Annotated in this window: 15 protein-coding genes; 12 read left to right on the forward strand and 3 right to left on the reverse strand. The window is 38.7% G+C overall.

Annotated elements, in window-relative coordinates; translation table 11 throughout:
- The first annotated feature begins 15 nt into the window (after window positions 1–15).
- The 6 genes from C1634_RS05335 (at window position 16) to C1634_RS05360 (ending at window position 8,043) form a co-directional block, all read left to right on the forward strand.
- Window positions 16–705, forward strand: a complete 690-nt coding sequence (locus tag C1634_RS05335; protein WP_103234375.1) for a hydrolase — start codon at window positions 16–18, stop codon at window positions 703–705.
- A gap of 59 nt (window positions 706–764) precedes the next feature.
- The gene (locus tag C1634_RS05340; protein WP_109738005.1) at window positions 765–2,537 is read left to right on the forward strand and encodes an amidohydrolase; all 1,773 of its coding nucleotides are present in this window, start codon (window positions 765–767) and stop codon (window positions 2,535–2,537) included.
- 162 nt (window positions 2,538–2,699) lie between these two features.
- Window positions 2,700–3,131 carry a DoxX family protein gene (locus C1634_RS05345; protein ID WP_103235543.1) on the forward strand — a complete coding sequence of 144 codons (432 nt, stop codon included), beginning with the start codon at window positions 2,700–2,702 and terminating at the stop codon, window positions 3,129–3,131.
- Window positions 3,128–4,495, forward strand: a complete 1,368-nt coding sequence (locus C1634_RS05350) for an alginate export family protein (RefSeq protein ID WP_109738006.1) — start codon at window positions 3,128–3,130, stop codon at window positions 4,493–4,495. Before C1634_RS05345 ends, C1634_RS05350 begins: the two co-directional genes overlap by 4 nt.
- 273 nt (window positions 4,496–4,768) lie before the next feature.
- On the forward strand, window positions 4,769–5,497 hold the full coding sequence (locus C1634_RS05355) for a M17 family peptidase N-terminal domain-containing protein (RefSeq protein WP_109738007.1): 729 nt from the start codon (window positions 4,769–4,771) through the stop codon (window positions 5,495–5,497).
- A 419-nt stretch (window positions 5,498–5,916) separates the two neighbouring features.
- Window positions 5,917–8,043 (forward strand): type IA DNA topoisomerase, encoded by a 2,127-nt coding sequence (locus C1634_RS05360; RefSeq protein ID WP_103234456.1) that lies wholly within the window; start codon window positions 5,917–5,919, stop codon window positions 8,041–8,043.
- Window positions 8,044–8,325: 282 nt separating this feature from the next.
- Here the strand turns inward: C1634_RS05360 and C1634_RS05365 are convergent, their stop codons facing one another.
- Entirely contained in the window at window positions 8,326–8,748 is a 423-nt protein-coding gene (locus C1634_RS05365) for a hypothetical protein (protein WP_103234455.1), read from the reverse strand.
- Between the two features lie 96 nt (window positions 8,749–8,844).
- The gene (locus tag C1634_RS05370; protein ID WP_103234454.1) at window positions 8,845–9,714 is read right to left on the reverse strand and encodes a helix-turn-helix domain-containing protein; all 870 of its coding nucleotides are present in this window, start codon (window positions 9,712–9,714) and stop codon (window positions 8,845–8,847) included.
- Between the two features lie 102 nt (window positions 9,715–9,816).
- On the opposite strand from C1634_RS05370, the gene C1634_RS05375 reads away from it, so the two are divergent.
- The 4 genes from C1634_RS05375 (at window position 9,817) to C1634_RS05390 (ending at window position 13,804) form a co-directional block, all read left to right on the forward strand.
- The gene (locus tag C1634_RS05375) at window positions 9,817–11,223 is read left to right on the forward strand and encodes an aldehyde dehydrogenase family protein (RefSeq protein ID WP_103234453.1); all 1,407 of its coding nucleotides are present in this window, start codon (window positions 9,817–9,819) and stop codon (window positions 11,221–11,223) included.
- A 17-nt stretch (window positions 11,224–11,240) separates the two neighbouring features.
- Entirely contained in the window at window positions 11,241–12,791 is a 1,551-nt protein-coding gene (locus C1634_RS05380; RefSeq protein ID WP_103234452.1) for a GMC family oxidoreductase, read from the forward strand.
- Window positions 12,792–12,917: 126 nt separating this feature from the next.
- Window positions 12,918–13,340, forward strand: a complete 423-nt coding sequence (locus C1634_RS05385) for a PaaI family thioesterase (RefSeq protein ID WP_103234451.1) — start codon at window positions 12,918–12,920, stop codon at window positions 13,338–13,340.
- A 119-nt stretch (window positions 13,341–13,459) separates the two neighbouring features.
- Window positions 13,460–13,804, forward strand: a complete 345-nt coding sequence (locus C1634_RS05390; protein WP_103234450.1) for a phage holin family protein — start codon at window positions 13,460–13,462, stop codon at window positions 13,802–13,804.
- 50 nt (window positions 13,805–13,854) lie between these two features.
- Here the strand turns inward: C1634_RS05390 and C1634_RS05395 are convergent, their stop codons facing one another.
- The gene (locus C1634_RS05395) at window positions 13,855–14,721 is read right to left on the reverse strand and encodes an FN3 associated domain-containing protein (protein WP_109738008.1); all 867 of its coding nucleotides are present in this window, start codon (window positions 14,719–14,721) and stop codon (window positions 13,855–13,857) included.
- A gap of 207 nt (window positions 14,722–14,928) precedes the next feature.
- Between C1634_RS05395 and C1634_RS05400 the strand changes: the two genes are divergently transcribed.
- On the forward strand, window positions 14,929–16,923 hold the full coding sequence (locus C1634_RS05400) for a S9 family peptidase (RefSeq protein ID WP_103235523.1): 1,995 nt from the start codon (window positions 14,929–14,931) through the stop codon (window positions 16,921–16,923).
- Window positions 16,924–17,240: 317 nt separating this feature from the next.
- On the forward strand, window positions 17,241–17,732 hold the full coding sequence (locus C1634_RS05405; RefSeq protein ID WP_109738009.1) for a DNA-deoxyinosine glycosylase: 492 nt from the start codon (window positions 17,241–17,243) through the stop codon (window positions 17,730–17,732).
- Window positions 17,733–17,745: the final 13 nt, after the last annotated feature.

Genomic DNA, 17,745 nt, shown 5'->3' on the forward strand with positions numbered 1-17,745 from the left:
AAATTTTTAAATAGTATGAAAAAATTAATCCTATCATTTGCAGTTGGTCTATTATCATTAACAGCAACCGCTCAAAACCCTGGTAAATCATTATTAAATCCTACCAATCATGCCGTAGTACTTATAGACCATGAAGGACAAATGGCTTTCGCAACAAAAAGCATCAGCATGGAAGAATTAAGAAATAATGTAGCACTGGTAGCAGGTGGATCAAAGATATTTAATGTTCCTACAGTGGTAACAACAGTGGCAGAAAAGTCATTCAGCGGACCTGTTTTCCCGGAAATTTCAGAAGTATATCCTGAAGCAACAAGCGGATATGTAGACAGAACTACCATGAATACATGGGAAGATGTTAATGCCCACAAAGCGATTACAGGAAAAAATAAAAAGAAATTGGTTTTTGCAGGATTATGGACGAGTGTATGTATTGTAGGCCCTGTATTATCAGCTATTGATGAAGGTTATGATGTATATGTAGTAACAGATGCTTCAGGTGATATTTCTAAAGAAGCTCACGATCAGTCGATCACGCGTATGGTTCAGGCGGGGGCACATCCCATCACTTCTGTTCAGTATGTATTGGAATTGCAGAGAGACTGGGCAAGAAAAGAAACGTATAAACCCGTTAATGATCTGATGAAAAAACATGGTGGTGCTTACGGTATTGGAATTCAGTATGCTCAGGAAATGTTGAAACATTAATGGTGCTGTTTCGGCAGGCTGAAAGCCTGCCGAAACCTTCCAACTAAAAATAGAAAATAATGAAACTACTGAATATACTTACACTTTCCGCAGTTTTGGGTGCAGGAATCCTGCATGCTCAGAAAGCAGACATGATCATCACCAACGGGAAAATTACCACAATGGATGATAAAAATCCCGAAGTACAGGCTGTTGCCATAAAAGACCACAAAATCTTACAGGTAGGAACCAATGCCCAGATTTTAAAATTAAAAAACGGCAATACAAAAGTCATTGATGCCAAAGGAAACAGAGTGATCCCTGGATTATTTGACAGCCACTTGCACGTGATTCGCGGAGGCAGATTCTATAATACGGAACTTCGCTGGGATGGAGTGAAATCTTTGAAAAGAGCATTGGAAATGCTCAGAGAACAAGCTCAGAGAACTCCCAAAGGACAATGGGTAAGAGTGATCGGAGGCTGGAATGAATATCAGTTTGAAGAAAAACGACTTCCCACACTGGCTGAAATTAATGAAGCTACAGGAAATGTACCCACGTTCATCATGTACCTTTATGGAAAAGCCTGGCTAAACAAAGCCGGATTAAAAGAACTGAACATCAATGGAGATACTCCCAATCCATCACAAGGATTAATCGAAAAAGACAATAACGGAGATCCTACGGGATTACTGGTGGCAGAACCCAATGCATTTATTCTTTATTCAACATTAGCGAAACTGCCGGAGTTGAAAGAAGAGGAAAAAGTGAATTCTACCCTCCAGTACATGACAGAACTGAACAGATTAGGGGTGACTGCAGTAATGGATGCAGGAGGTGGATTTCAGAATTTTCCGGATGACTATGGAACAACGGATAAGCTGAATAAACAAGGAAAAATTACTGTTCGCTTACCTTACTATTTATTTGCCCAGAAGAAAGGTTCCGAACTTGCAGATTATACCAAATGGATTGGAATGGTAGAGATTGACGACCATGGTCACAATGATTTTAATGAAATCGATTATCATGTCAACGGCGGAGGCGAAAACCTCGTATCAGACGGTGCCGATTTTGAAAACTTTCTTTTCCCAAGACCAGAACTTCCGGCTACTATGGAAAAAAATATGAAAGAAGTAGTAAGCATTCTGGTGAAAAATAAATGGCCTTTCAGAATTCATGCGACTTACAATGAAAGTATCACCAGGTTTTTAAATGTCATTGAAGAAGTCAACAAAGAAACTCCTTTGAACGGGTTGGTCTGGTTTATTGATCACGCAGAAACCGTTACCGAAGATAATATGAAAAGAATTAAAGCTTTGGGTGGAGGAATTGCAGTACAGCACAGAATGGCTTATCAGGGAGAAAGTTTCATCCACAGATATGGCAAAAAACCTGCTTTAACTTCGCCTCCGGTGAAAAAAATGTTGGAGATGGGAATTCCTGTAGGATTGGGAACAGACGGAACAAGAGTCGCAAGCTATAATCCATGGGTGGCTTTATATTGGATCACAACAGGAAAAACAATAGGAGGAACTCAGGTGATGGGTAAAGAAAATACACTGGATAGAAAAACAGCATTATCACTTTCTACCTATGGAGGATATGAACTCATCAAAGACTATCAGAAAGGGAAAATACAAAAAGGATACTTTGCAGACCTTACCATTTTGGATAAAGATTATTTCACAGTCAATGATGAAGAAATCAAAAACATCACTTCAAAACTGACTATCGTAGACGGTAAAGTAGTGTGCGGAGACGAAACCTACAAAACCGCTGCTCCACAACCGCTTCCTGTTATCCCAGACTGGTCACCGGTAAAATACTATGGAGGTTACCAAACAAAATAATTTTTAACTCACGAAAGCCACAAACACTTCAACTGAAGGGGTGAAAATTCCCCTCCTCTGGAGGGGTGGCGAAAATTCAAAGAATTTTTGACGGGGTGGTTTGCCCAGCATTAATAGAGTCACGACAATCAATTTAATTCATAGCTAAAATTAATTCCAATCATGAAAAAAATAATCCATATCATCACCAATACCAATCCGGGAAGAAAGCTAACCGATGTGGCACTTTTAGTATTCAGAGTTTTACTTTCTGTAGAACTAATCATAGCTCACGGATTAAAAAAAATAGGAGTAGGGGTTTCAGAAGCAGAACAGGTTCCGAACCCGCTGCATCTTCCTGAAGCATTCAACAGTCTTTTTGCTGATGCTGCCAATCTGGTATTTCCGGTATTTGTGATCTTTGGTTTTTTCACAAGAATTGCTGTATTACCCATTTTGGCGGTGACGCTTACAGGCTATTTTATTCTTCATTGGAATGATGCATTACTGGTGAAAGATACTCCTTTTATGTACAGTTTGTGTTACCTTTTTTTACTGTTTATGGGGGCTGGGAGATATTCTGTGGACAATTATTTAACAAAGAAATCATCATGAAAAAACTGATTGCTATTGTACTGTTTCTGCAGATTTTTATTCCGGCTCAGCTTTCTGCTCAGTTTAAGCTGATGAGGTTTGATGAAGATTATGCTTCCTATAAAGACTCAGCAAAGACTTTCTACAACTCCATAAAATACATACCGCTTGCAGAAAACAACAACAATTATCTCTCATTGGGAGGAGAAGCAAGACTGGAATTTGTAGATTTTAATAATGAAGATTGGGGGAGAATGGGAATTGGAAGCAATCCTTTTCTGATTCAAAGATACAATGCACATGCAGATCTACATCTGGGCTCACGGGTAAGAATTTTCGGGCAGGTGAGAAGTGCCTGGGAAAATGGAAGAAAAAACGGACCCAGACCTATTGACGAAGACCATTTGAATATTCAAAATCTATTCATTGAGGTGGATGTTCTGAAAAATGAAAAAGAAAAACTGACGATGCGTGCAGGAAGACAGGAGTTGGATTATGGAAGCGGAAGACTGATCTCAGTAAGAGAAGGACCGAATTTGAGACTCTATTTTGATGGATTGAAATTCATGTATAAAAGAGGAAATTTCAGATCCGATGCCTTTATGATGGCGGCCAGCGAAATTGGTCCCGGGGCATTTGATAATACCTCTTCAAAATCTATCAATCTTTGGGGAAGCTACAACACATGGATTATTCCTAAAAGCGGAAACCTGGAGCTGTATTATTTGGGTATTCACAGAAAGGATGTGCGCTTTGAGGACGGACTTTCCGATGAGAACAGGCATACTTTCGGCGGGAGGTTCTGGAAATATGGAGGAGGGTTTATTTACAATTTTGAAGCTGCCTATCAGTTTGGGAATTTTAATAAAGGAAATATCAGCGCATGGACAGCTTCTGCAGACGTGGGATATATGTTTGAAAATATAAAAGGAAAACCGACCATCAACCTTAGAAATGATTATATCTCAGGAGACCGCAATAAAGGAGATGGAACATTAGGAACATTCAATCCTCTGTATCCGAAAGGTGGGTATTTTGGATTTAATCCTCAGATCGGCCCCGTGAATTTAATTGATATTCATCCCTATGCAACCATTGATTTGAGTAAAAAAATAACAGTTCAGGCAGATGTCGTTTTCAACTGGAGATATTCAACCCAGGATGGAATTTACAGACCCAGCGGAACGTTAAATCTACCATCTTCAAACTCAAAAAAAAGATATATAGGAACCGCTTTTTTAGGAAGTTTTAATTATAAGATCAATACATTTTTAACTTTTAATACAGGAATACAATATTTTAATACAGGAGCCTTCATTAACGATGTAATAGACAACCACAAAGACGGACTCTTCATCAATTCCAGAATTGTATTTAAATTTTAAAAGATCAAAACCCGCAACCTGCTTCCCGAATCTCGGAACCTCGAATCCCGAATCCCATAACAAAATTATCCCACATCAATGCACCTCTCCATCACAGAAACTACCTTTGAAAAAGAAATAGAAAAACTATCCGGAGCGAAGCGACTTGCGCCTTAAAAACGTAAACCTAAAAAAACTTAGCGCCTTTGCGTTATCCAACAAACAAAACCCAGACCCCGCAACGAAAATAACCCGCACCCCGCACCCCGTAACAAATAACAAAAAATAAACCACATGAAAAATACACTAAAACAATCATTAGTAATCGCAGCTTTAGCATTATCTACACTCAATTTTGCACAAACCACCACCACAGCTCCTGCAAAAACAACAGCCATAGGAACTTCCAAAACATGGGGAACCGTAGACGGAATTTCCATGGTAGGATTAGTACAAGGTCCCTCATCAGCAGATACCCAGCTTCAGGTTGCCTGTGTTTTCGAATATACAGAAGGAGACATCTTCAATGCTCAGGCATTACCAGCCAAGTTGAACGGATTGGTTCATCTGGATGAAGCTTTAAAAGGAGAATTGACCAACCTTAGAAAAACAGGGCAATTTCAGGGACATTCTTTGGAAACTATTTTAATTACACCACCTGCCGGATCGATGTCTGCAAAGAAATTATTACTGATCGGTTTAGGTGACCGAAACAAATTTACCCCTGACCTGATGACTTCTGTAGGAGAAGTAGCAGCCCGTGAAGCCATGAGATTAGGTGTTACCAATTTTGCCTTTGCCAGTGATCTGAAAGATGCCGGAATAGATTCTCCAACTGCCTTGATAGCAGGAAATGTAGTGAGGGGAATCGTACACGCCAACCGTTCTGAAAATTACCTGAAAGAACACAAACTATCCACCACAAAAAAATTAGAAAAAGTATATCTTCTGGCTGGTCCTGCTTTCTTTGAAACTGCAGGCGGAGGAATTGCCGACGCCATTTCAGAAGCAAAAAAGAAATAATGAACCTAGTTTCATTACATTGTTGATTTGGCCCTCTTTTTATAAGGGGGCTTTTTTATAAAAAATATGATCACGATTACATATCTAACAAGCAATTTATTTAAACGCAAAGTTTAATAAATTTTTAAAAAATTCTAAGAGAGCAAAGATGGAATCAACTTCATTGATTTTTATAAGCTTGTGGATTATCATTTCGCTTATCAGCGACTCTAGTCGCATTTCTTTGCTCCCTCAAATAAACAATAGAATCCAATAGCTTTTGCGTTTAAATAAATTGATGGTATACATTGTAAAACTTTACATCTTTAGATTACAAAACGTAATTTCCTCTCTTTCAACTCCAAGCCTTTAACCCTCAACTAAATTTGCAATGTCAAAAAAAATCCCGATTTTTGCACTCCTTCCATAAACCCGAGTTCATGAAATTATGTATTGCCGAGAAACCCAGTGTTGCCAGAGATATCGCCAAAGTATTGGGCGCTACCATGCCTAAGCAAGGCTATATGGAAGGAAACGGCTATTGCGTAACATGGACGTTCGGACACCTATGCACCCTGAAAGAGCCTCATGACTACGGTCCTCAGTTCAAATCATGGAATCTCTTTTCACTACCAATTATTCCAAGCAGTTTTGGTATCAAGCTGATCCCGAATAAAGGTGTTGAAAATCAGTTTAAAGTGATTGAAAGATTGGTTGAGGAATGTGATGAGGTCATTAACTGCGGGGATGCCGGGCAGGAGGGAGAACTCATTCAGCGTTGGGTATTGCAGAAGGCAAAATGCAACAAACCCATCCAGCGTTTATGGATATCTTCATTGACGGAAGAAGCTATCAAAGAAGGTTTTGCGAGCTTAAAACCTGCAGAAGATTATAAAAATCTGTATTTGGCTGGAAATGCCAGAGCGATAGGAGATTGGTTATTGGGAATCAATGCCACAAGGCTTTTTACCAAGAAATTTGGAGGAAATAAAGCGGTTCTTTCCATTGGAAGGGTTCAGACCCCGACATTGGCGATGCTGGTTCAGCGTCAGAAAGAAATTGATGCGTTTACCACAGAAGAATATTGGGAACTGAAAACCAAATATCGTGATGTCATTTTCAATGCTGCGATCGACCGTTTAAAAACGTTGGAACGGGCAGAAAAAGGATTGGAATATCTTAAAGTAAACCCATTTGAGATCGTTTCTTTCGAGATTAAAGAAGGAAAAGAAAAAAATCCACGACTTTTCGATTTGACCGGGCTTCAGGTAGAAGCCAACAAAAAATATGGATATTCAGCAGAAAATACGTTGAATTATATCCAGAGCCTTTATGAAAAGAAACACGTGACCTATCCGCGTGTTGATACCACTTATCTATCAGAAAGTTTATATCCGAAAATAGGGGGTATTCTTCAGAAAATGTATCCTTATCAGGAATTAATTGCTCCGTTATTGGAAGCTCCGATTCCAAAATCAAAAGCCGTTTTTGATGATGCAAAAGTAACCGATCACCATGCGATCATTCCTACGGAAATCCCACCTTCTCAGAATCTGAGCAGGGAAGAAAAACTGATTTATGATCTTATTGCGAAGCGTTTTATTGCCGTATTCTATCCGGAATGTAAAATTTCCAATACATTGGTAGAAGGAAAAGTAGGAACTATTCCTTTCAAAACCAGCGGTAGACAAGTTCTGGAACCGGGATGGAGAGCCGTTTATGCTAAAGAGCCGAAAGAAGAATCTACCGACAAGGAAAAAGAAAAAGAGGAAGAACAGACGATTCCTGAATTTATTGTAGGGGAAACCGGACCGCATGATCCCATGATTCACCAGGGGAAAACTACCCCTCCAAAACCTTATACCGAAGCAACATTGCTGAGAGCCATGGAAACTGCCGGAAAACAGGTAGAGGACGAAGAACTGCGTGAAATGTTGAAAAATAACGGGATCGGAAGACCATCTACCCGTGCGAATATCATCGAAACCCTTTTCAAAAGAAAATACATTGAGAAGAAAAGGAAAAACCTCATCGCTACCCAAACCGGAATCCAGCTGATTGATACCATTGAAGACGAGCTGCTAAAGAGTCCTGAACTGACAGGAGAATGGGAATCCAAACTTCGTAAAATTGAAAAAGGGGAGTATGAAGCCAATCTCTTCAAAGAAGAACTGATTCAGATGGTTACAGAACTGACTGAGAAAGTAGTGTATGGAAAAGGAAAAGTGATTACACTGCAGGGAGAAGAAAAAGAAGAAGTGAAGGAAAAGAAAAAAAGAGAACCTGCACAGAAAAAAGAACTTCAGTCCTGGGAAGAAACGAAATGCCCGAAATGTAAAGAGCACAATCTGATCAAGGGAAAAACAGCCGTAGGATGTTCCGATTTTAAAAACTGTGGCTTTAAAATTACCTTCGAAATTTTCGGTAAAAAATTGTCTGATAAACAGCTTTTAGATTTAGTTTTAAAAGGAAAAACATCGAAGCTGAAAGGATTTACTACCCATCCGGAAGCACTTGCAGAAGGTATTTTGACTTTAACTGATGACTTTCAGGTACAACTTAGCTAAGTGCTTAATCATTATTTATAAAAAAAATCTGCTCAATCCGTTTAATCTGCGAGAGTAAAGGGGACAAGTTGAATCGTACTTGTTTAGTGGAGAATACGGGATTCGAAACCGTGACCTTTTGACAGCCAGTCAAAAGCGCTAGATTTTTACCTATTAAAATCCAACCCTATATTTTCTGTACTTTGCAATTTTGTTTTAATAACAAGTATTACCACTGAAGACGTGAAAATTCCCCTCCTCTGGAGGGGTGGCGAAAATTCAAAGAATTTTTGACGGGGTGGTTTACCGGAACAACCTCTCATACCAACCGCCAACATCCTTCTTAATCTCCTCATGATGCTTGCATAAAATCATAGCCAGTTCCAGTTCAGACCTTTCGGATTTATAAGGATTCAAAGTAAGAAACCCAAAGAAATTTCCGTCCTGATCAACGATTGCCGGAGGATATGCTCCATAAGTATTCCATGGAGAATAGGTGCTGTAGGTGCTTCCATAGTTTCCATAGGTGTTCCAGATCGATTTTGAGCTGAACACATTCCCGTAGTCACTAAACTTATTCCATATCGAATTTTTATCAAAATTATCACAGTTCAGACATCCCAGATATTGATCCTGGTCGGCACCTCCATACAAATGTAAAGTCTGTGCATGAAAAATGCAGCATAGGAGAAAACTTAAGATGATGAACACTTTTTTACAATACATAAGATGATTACTTTATTAAATAATGATAGCTACCAGAAATGAAAAGACAGATATCAACTTCCTGCCTCTCTCTTCCATCTTCCAGCCTCAATTATATTAATCTATTTTAAATTTCTTCGGAGACTTTCCGGTGATCTGGGTAAATTTTCTGTAAAAATACTCCAGTGTATTAAAACCGGATTCAAAACATATATTTTTAATCCCAATTTCGGGGTTGCTTATTAATAGCTGCTTGGCGTGTTCTATTCTCAACTGGATAATATATTCTACCGGAGTACAGTTGTAGGAATGCTTAAACTTTTTAAACAGATTGGCTTCACTCATTCCTGCGATCACGGAAAGTTTCTTTATGGTAATCGGTTCTTTGTAATTTTGCTTGATAAAATGAACCACTTCCTGCAGTCCGTTCTGTACATTTTCTGCCTTGTCAGAATACAACAGAATATGTTTTGCATTGGTCTTCATCAGCTCATAGATCAGTTCCTTCAGACTTAAACTTAAAAGAAAATCTGAGGTACCATACATACTGTTGTCTATTCTTCTGTTGTAAAGATTGGTAAGGCTTCTCCACAAAGATTCATCTGAGCTTACAAACTTTTTTACCATATTTTCCTTCATCATAATTCCCGTTCTGTCCCAGTCCGGATGCCAGGTTTCAATCACTTCAGAAAATACACTGTCAATATATTCCTGTTCTATATTCAATACCAGACATTTTGTGGGCTCTTTGAAAACAGGGTGAATATCTATACTCAGTTCCTTATTACAGGGCGGAATAAATACACTTCTTTCATTAAACTCAAAAGTCTCATCCTCACTGCGAATGATCTTATTGCCACTCAGCATAAGCGTAATGACAGGCTTTTCAAAAAAGAAAGGAAAATCGTGGCACACTACATTCGTTTCAAATACATTCAATTCACCAAAAGGAATGCTGAAAACAGTTCTTTCTTCGATCTTTTCCATGATAGGTAGAGTTTAGGTTAAAAAAAATAGAGAATAGGTAAATGATTTATATCATGTTATTGCCATTTTCGAACTACGTAAAATACAAAATAAATTAAAACAATGGAAAATACATCATTAGCCAAAGAAACTCATATTTCAGACACCTACTTTTTATCCCTAAATCCTTCTACCTTAGAGGTTATAGGCGGAGTTTCCAATACTTCCCATGAGGAGATTGATGCTAAAATTGAGAAAGCAAAAAAGGCCCAAAAACTATGGTCAGCAAGACCAGATTCAGAAAGAAAAGACATTTTATTAAAAGTTGCGGAAGCTTTGCAGCAAAATTCAAAACATCTGGCAGAATGGATCACCCGTGAGCAGGGAAAACCGCTTAATGGTCCTGGAGCCCATTTCGAAATGCAGGCTTGTGTAGGTTGGACACAAGTTCCTGCATCACTGGATTTACCTGAAGAAATTGTCTTTGAAGATGAAACAAGGAAAGACGTTGTATACAGAAACCCAATTGGAGTAGTTGCCGCGATTGCTCCCTGGAACTGGCCTCTGATGATTGCGATCTGGCAGATTATTCCATCACTCAGAATGGGAAATGCGGTCATCATCAAACCTTCAGAATATACCACTTTCTGCAGTCTGGAAATGATAAAAGTAATCAACAGCGTGCTTCCCGAAAACCTTTTACAGGTCGTTACCGGCAGGGGTGAAGTAGGCAGTTATCTTACAGCTCATCCTGAAATTGGAAAAATTATGTTTACAGGATCTATTGCAACAGGGAAAAAGGTGATTGAAGCTTCTGTTAAAAATATGGCACGCCTAACCTTGGAATGTGGAGGAAATGATGCCGGGATTATCTTGCCCGGTCTTGATGTAGCCAAACACATCGATTCTATTTTCTGGGGAGCTTTCTTAAATATGGGGCAGACCTGCGCCTGCTTAAAAAGATTATACGTTCATGAAAAAGATTATGAAAAAGTAGTTCAGGCTTTGGCAGACTACTCTTCCAACATTCCGATGGGGAATGGCGCAGATGAGAACAATGTTTTAGGACCGATTCAGAATAAAATGCAGTACGATAAAATTCAGGATCTGATCCGTGATTCTGAAAATATCGGTGCTGATTTCATATTCAGAGGGCAAAAACCAGATCTGGAAGGATATTTTATCCCGATAACCCTTATCGGAAATGTAGATAATGGAAACAGAATTGTAGACGAAGAACAATTTGGGCCGGTATTGCCTATCATTAAATATAAAACTCTGGAAGAAGCTATCAGTAAAGCCAATGATTCTGAAACCGGATTGGGAGCCTCAGTTTGGAGCGATGACCTTAACGAAGCACAAAATGTAGCGGCAAAATTGGAAGCAGGAACAGTATGGATCAATCAGCACGGTGCCATTCATCCTTTTGTTCCTTTTGGAGGAGTAAAACAATCCGGATATGGAGTGGAATTTGGAATTGAAGGATTGAAAGCAGTCACAGTTCCTAAAGTAATCAGTATCAAAAAATAAAAATCAAATTAAAACTCATGAAATACGATTTTATAATTGTCGGATCCGGTTCGGCAGGAGCTGTAATAGCCAATAGATTAAGCGAAAACGAAAATATAAATGTGCTTCTGCTGGAGGCAGGTCCTGATGATAAAGTTGCTGAGGTACAGGAACAGGCAGGATGGCCTGCCGTATGGAATACCGAAAGAGATTGGGCCTATCATACCGTGGCGCAGGAACATGCAGGAGGGAATACCCGATACTGGCCTCGTGGTAAGACATTGGGTGGCTCAAGTTCTATCAACGGGTTGATCTACATCAGAGGGCATCAGCAGGATTATGATAGCTGGGCTTATAAAGGATGTGTGGGCTGGGATTGGAATACCGTTTTACCTTATTTTAAAAAATCTGAAACCCACGAAGATGGAGGAGACGATATTCATGGGGGAGAGGGGCCGCTTTTTGTAAGCCGTATCAAACATCCGAATGCGATTTCAATAAGCGCTATTGAAGCCTGTAAAGAATTGGGTTATCCTTTGACAGATGATTTTAACAAAGAAATATGGGGAGCGGGTCTTAATCACCTGACTGCAGGAAAAGATAGTAAAAGATGTTCTACTGCTAAAGCATTTTTAGACCCGGTGAAATCCCGAACCAATTTACATATTCATACCAATGCTTTGGCTCAGAAATTAATTTTTGAAGGAAACGAATGTATCGGAGTTCAGTATTTAAAAGACGGCGAATTAATAGAAGTAGAAGCTGAAAAAGAAGTCATCGTATCCTGTGGAACCATAGAATCTGCGAAGCTTCTGATGATTTCCGGAATCGGGGATAAAGAAGAACTGGAATCAGTGGGAATTTCAGTGGTAAAAGACTTAAAAGGTGTTGGAAAAAACCTTCAGGATCACCTTTTGACCAGTGTTATTTTTAAAGCTAAAAAAGAGATTCCTGCCCCACAAGCTAATTTACTGGAAGCACAACTATTCTGGAAAAGTAAAGATGAAATGGTATATCCTGACCTGCAGCCTTTGTTCATGGGACTGCCTTATTACAGCCCCGGATTTACAGGACCGGAAGATGCTTTCACATTCTGCGCAGGCTTTATCAGACCTGCGAGTAAAGGATATATTAAATTAACATCTTCCGATCCCTTTGCACCACTGGAAATTAATCCAATGTATCTTTCTGAGGAATCTGATCTGGACGCTCTTTACCGTTGCGTTGAAATCTGCCGTGAAATGGGAAGAACAGAAGCAATGAAAGAATGGAATGATGGTGAGATCTATCCAGGAGAAGGAAAAACAAAAGAAGAAGTGATTGATTATATTAAAAAATCATGTTCCACTTACCATCATATGACAGGAACCTGTAAAATGGGAATCGACAGTGAGTCTGTTGTAGACCCAAGACTGAAAGTATATGGAATAAAAGGATTAAGAGTAGCAGACGCATCCATTATGCCCGATGTGGTTTCCGGAAATACCAATGCACCTACCATTATGATTGGTGAAAAAGCAGCTGATATGATTAAAGAAGACCATCATTTGAAAATATCAAGTTCATCAGAGAAGTTATCGTTTGTTTAATTCAGAGTTTAGAAGCTCAAAAAGAAGCCGTTTCATCTTATGTGGAACGGCTTTTTAAATGAAATTTTTTGAATATAATTGAAATAAAAAAGGCTGCAGTCCTTATCTTTGATTAAAATAAAATTCATGACTCCAGAGAAAAGAAAACTTATTACAGACAGCTTCAACCGTTCAGAAACCTTACAATTCTATAAAGCAGAACTGCTGGAAGTAGAAACCGATTTTGTATCCATTAAGATTCCCAAAATAGAAATGATGACCAGAAAAGCCGGAATGTTCAACGGGGCTATGATTGCTTCTCTGGTGGATGTTTCTTCAGGATATGCATCGGTGAGTCATTATGCAGAAGACTGTTATGTGGTAACCGTTGAATTGAAGGTGAATTATCTTCGTCCTGCCATGGGTGATGCTTTGGTTTCAAAATCCTATGTTCTCAAAGGAGGAGGAAGAATAATTGTAGTGAGAACGGAAATCTACGTTCAAACCGAAGGCTCTGATTCTGAAAGTCATGTTGCCACTTCATTAGTAACCATGATGAAAATAAAATAACAATATAAAGGGAAATAAAGGTTGAAATATTCCTTAAACAAAGGGGTTTTGTAGAATTTTTTGTTTAAAATGGAATAGCTTTTGCTCAGTACATCCCATCAACATTAAAAAATAACTCAATGAACTTAATTATCCGATTATTTATCACAGCAATTGTTGCTTATCTTTTAACTAAAATCTTACCGGGAGTACAATTTGAAGGATTTTCTTCAGCCATTATCTTTGCTATTGTGCTTGGGGTTCTTAACATATTTGTAAAGCCTATTTTAAGTCTTTTTGGTCTTCCTTTGACCATTCTTACATTAGGATTCTTTGCCCTGGTAATCAATGCCGGAATTGTACTGATTGCAGACTATTTCATAGATAGCATGTTTGTAGATGGTTTCTGGTGGGCATTTATCTTCAGTATATTATTGTCAATCGTTACTTCACTGGCGAACTCAATGTTCTCGGATGGAGAGTAATTAAAATCATAACAGATCAAAATAAAAATCCGCCCAACGAGCGGATTTTTTTATTTTTTGATGAACTTCAGTAGAACCAAATCTCCTTTCGAGTCTTTCAGTTTTAGAAAATAATTTCCTGAAATAAGGTGATGAATAGAAATTTCTTTTACAAACTGATCCTTTAAAATCACCCTTCCATTCGTATCTATGATCTCATACTCCTGAAAGTACCTGTCAGTATTTACCTTTACAATATCTGAAACAGGATTCGGATACACCTTGATTAATACATTTTTATTGTGTGGCAAAGTTTCTTGAGCCGCTAAAAATAAGCATGACGGCGGAGTTGTTATCGCTCCGTCCGTAAAATCATAATACAAAGTACTTCCCATAGGAATCAAATTCGTACTTATAGTCGCAGGAATATTTTCAAAAGGAGTACAATTATTAAAACGCACATTGGCACTTTCAAAATCCCGGGTAGTCTTATACCAGGATTCGCATCCTGCAGGCTGCATGATCACTCCCGGCCAGAATGTGTCCATCGCAAACCCGTCAATTGAATTGGGGCTCACCATATCGATCATTACACAGCTTCCTGATGTCCAGGTAGAAGGAACTTTAAAATAAATGACCGCAGAAGGAACACTTCCTGTATAATATTTTTTACTGATGACAGCCGAGGAAATTCCCTGTCCATTGACAAGAAATGCCTTGATTTCTTTATTCTGATCAATAGGAATCTGCACATTGTTAACCGCTGAAGTTGAACTCAGGGTCGGAGTGCTTCCATCAGTCGTATAATAAATAGTTCCGTTTCCATTAATAGTGGCCTGATAAGCATTATAATAATGATTGGAAAAAGGACTTATGGTTAGCTGGGAAAAAAAGAATGAGGATACGAAAAATGAGGAAAAAAGTAGTAATTTTTTCATGAAGAATGGGTATTAGTTTGTTTTCTCTAAAATTAATAAAATTCGCCCATACATAAATGATTTATTTTTGAACTTTAGGAAACTTAAATGTTAATTCTTTCGTCCGTTTTTATTTTAAATATTAACTTTGGCAATCTTTGAATTTAATAAAAGGAGGTGTGAAATCATAAGGATTCCGTACCTCCATTAAAAAATGAATATCAACATATGAAACTTAAGTACAGTCTGCTGGCTTTGGCAGCGCCGCTCTTAATGAATGCACAACAAGTAATGACGCCTGAAATTCTTTGGACTTTGAAAAAAGTTGGGGTACAGGCAGTTTCACCAGATCAGGGTTCCCTTATCTATAAAGTTGGACAGGTAGATCTGAAAACAGAAAAAACGAAAAATGAGAACTATTTTCTGAATGTTCTTAATAATCAGTCTTCCAAAATTGATTTCGGTAAAAAAGCACTTATTCAGTGGGATAAAAACGGAATTTATGCTCAGGAAGGAGACAAAATTTACCTTTCTAAAGATGCCGGAAAAACCTGGACAGAATTTTATACCATCGGTGAAGCTGATAACATTGTAATTTCTCCTGATGGGAAGAAAATTGCTTTCAGTAAGCAGGTGTTGGTAGAAAAAGTAATGGGGAAAGACAAATTCAGTGATACTCCTAAAACAACCGCTCAGGTATACACAGATCTGAACCACAGACACTGGGATTACTTCAATGAAGGGAAATACAACCACGTATTTGTAGTGAATACTTCTGATAAAGCAGAGGGCGCAAAAGACCTGTTGGAAGGGAAAATGTGGGATTCTCCTCAAAGACCTTTCGGGGGTGCTGAAGATTTTATCTGGAGCCCGGATTCTGCACAGCTTTTATATGTTACAAAACCTAAAAGTGGTAAAGAGTACTCTACCAGTACCAATACAGATATCTTTGCTTACGATCTGGCGTCAGGTACAACCAAAAATATTACAGAATCCAACAAAGGATATGATGTAAACCCTAAATTCAGCCCGGATGGAAAATCTTTGATCTGGCAGAGCATGGCCAGAGATGGGTATGAAGCCGATAAAAATGATGTGAAAATCATGGACTGGAAGTCAGGGAAAACAACTAACCTTACTTCTGGCTGGGACGAAAGTGTTTCCGGAGATGTGCTTTGGGGAGCAGATTCAAAAACAATCTACTTTACAGCGGCATTCAGAGGAACAAAGCAGCTTTTTGCCCTTGATTCAAAATCTGCAAAAGTACAGCAGATCACCAAAGGAGATTTTGACGTCAACGAAATCTTTACAGACAATAAAACTTCACTTTTAATAGGAAGAACAGACGTAAACCATGCAACAGAATTATTCTCTGTAAACGTTAAAAACGGAGAAATGAAGCAGGTGACTGAAGCGAACAAAGACACTTATGCTAAGTTGGCTCAGGGGAAATCTGAACTTAAAATGGTGAAAACTTCGGACGGTAAAGAAATGGGAGTTTGGTTCCACTATCCACCGAACTTTGACCCGAACAAAAGATATCCTACTTTGGTATACTGCCAGGGAGGTCCACAGTCTGCTCTTACTCAGTTTTTCAGCGTAAGATGGAACTTTGCTCTGATGGCAGCCAACGATTATATCGTGGTAGCACCCAACAGAAGAGGTATGCCGGGCTGGGGTACAAAATGGAATGAAGAAATTTCAAGAGACTGGGGCGGACAGCCCATGAGAGATTATCTGGCAGCAACGGATTTTGCAAAAACATTACCTTATGTAGACGGTGACAGAGTAGCCGCTGTAGGAGCAAGTTATGGAGGATACAGTGTATTTATGCTGGCAGGAATCCATGAAAACAGATTCAAGACGTTCATCGCACACGATGGATTATTTGATATGAAATCTTGGTATTTAACTACTGAAGAACTTTGGTTTGCAAACTGGGATCTTGGTTCACCATGGGAAAAGCCACAACCAAAGGCCTACACAGAATTCAATCCAAGCAATTTTGTAGATAAATGGAACAAACCTATCATGATCGTTCAGGGAGGAATTGATTTCCGTGTTCCTTACGAGCAAGGGCAGGAAGCTTTCCAGGCTGCAAAATTAAGAGGATTAAAATCTAAACTGGTGTATTTCCCTAACGAAAACCACTGGGTACTTCATCCACAAAACGGATTGGTATGGCAGAGAGAATTCTTCGACTGGTTGAAGGAGACTTTATAAGACAAATAAGAATACAATATCAATAGGAGCGGGCTTTAGCCCGCTTTTTTTTATGATGAAAAATCCAACGGCTTTAGCCAAAACCTAAATAAACGAAGTTCGGTTAAGGGAATTAAATTCAGACTATTGGAGGCTGGAAGAGGGAAGCTGGAAGTTAATGTTAATCTTAACATTTATAGTGGTTACCATATTAATGATATCAGTCTTTGAAAAGATGAAAATATGGGAAAGCTGTTTTCATAAGCTCAATAACTTCCTTCTTCAAGCTCCCAGCTTCCAGCCTGATGAAAATAAATTAAATCTCTCTATATTTGAATATGAAAAACCGTATTTCTTCATTTCCACCCCTTATTGATGCCCAATCTGAAATTATAATTTTAGGATCAATTCCCGGCGTGAAATCATTGGAAATGCAGCAATATTATGCCCATCCACAAAACAAATTCTGGAAAATCATTTTTGAATTACTGAACGAAGAATTTACAGATGATTATACGCAAAGAATTGAAACCATAAAGAAACATCATATCGCGCTTTGGGATGTCATCGATACCTGCGAGCGAAAAGGAAGTTTGGATTCTGAAATTAAAAATGAAGAAGCCAATCAGATTGCTGAACTAATGGAAGAACACCCCAATGTCAAAGCCATTTTCTGCAATGGTGGAAAATCCTATAAAAACTTACAGAAGCTGTTAGGAAAAAGTTATAAACTGCCTGTCATTTTACTCCCTTCTACAAGCCCGCTTCATACGGTTTCCTTTGAGAAGAAGCTAGAAGAGTGGAAGAAGGTTCTGGAGTTTTTGAGTTGAGGAGAGTTGGGGG

This window comes from Chryseobacterium viscerum, from assembly GCF_002899945.2.
Taxonomy (GTDB): domain Bacteria; phylum Bacteroidota; class Bacteroidia; order Flavobacteriales; family Weeksellaceae; genus Chryseobacterium; species Chryseobacterium viscerum.

Bases quoted from the DNA above. Each gene is read 5' to 3' on its own strand.
- C1634_RS05335 (WP_103234375.1), top strand. From the start codon at position 16: ATGAAAAAATTAATCCTATCATTTGCAGTTGGTCTATTATCATTAACA.
- C1634_RS05340 (WP_109738005.1), top strand. From the start codon at position 765: ATGAAACTACTGAATATACTTACACTTTCCGCAGTTTTGGGTGCAGGA.
- C1634_RS05345 (WP_103235543.1), top strand. From the start codon at position 2,700: ATGAAAAAAATAATCCATATCATCACCAATACCAATCCGGGAAGAAAG.
- C1634_RS05350 (WP_109738006.1), top strand. From the start codon at position 3,128: ATGAAAAAACTGATTGCTATTGTACTGTTTCTGCAGATTTTTATTCCG.
- C1634_RS05355 (WP_109738007.1), top strand. From the start codon at position 4,769: ATGAAAAATACACTAAAACAATCATTAGTAATCGCAGCTTTAGCATTA.
- C1634_RS05360 (WP_103234456.1), top strand. From the start codon at position 5,917: ATGAAATTATGTATTGCCGAGAAACCCAGTGTTGCCAGAGATATCGCC.
- C1634_RS05365 (WP_103234455.1), bottom strand. From the start codon at position 8,748: ATGTATTGTAAAAAAGTGTTCATCATCTTAAGTTTTCTCCTATGCTGC.
- C1634_RS05370 (WP_103234454.1), bottom strand. From the start codon at position 9,714: ATGGAAAAGATCGAAGAAAGAACTGTTTTCAGCATTCCTTTTGGTGAA.
- C1634_RS05375 (WP_103234453.1), top strand. From the start codon at position 9,817: ATGGAAAATACATCATTAGCCAAAGAAACTCATATTTCAGACACCTAC.
- C1634_RS05380 (WP_103234452.1), top strand. From the start codon at position 11,241: ATGAAATACGATTTTATAATTGTCGGATCCGGTTCGGCAGGAGCTGTA.
- C1634_RS05385 (WP_103234451.1), top strand. From the start codon at position 12,918: ATGACTCCAGAGAAAAGAAAACTTATTACAGACAGCTTCAACCGTTCA.
- C1634_RS05390 (WP_103234450.1), top strand. From the start codon at position 13,460: ATGAACTTAATTATCCGATTATTTATCACAGCAATTGTTGCTTATCTT.
- C1634_RS05395 (WP_109738008.1), bottom strand. From the start codon at position 14,721: ATGAAAAAATTACTACTTTTTTCCTCATTTTTCGTATCCTCATTCTTT.
- C1634_RS05400 (WP_103235523.1), top strand. From the start codon at position 14,929: ATGAAACTTAAGTACAGTCTGCTGGCTTTGGCAGCGCCGCTCTTAATG.
- C1634_RS05405 (WP_109738009.1), top strand. From the start codon at position 17,241: ATGAAAAACCGTATTTCTTCATTTCCACCCCTTATTGATGCCCAATCT.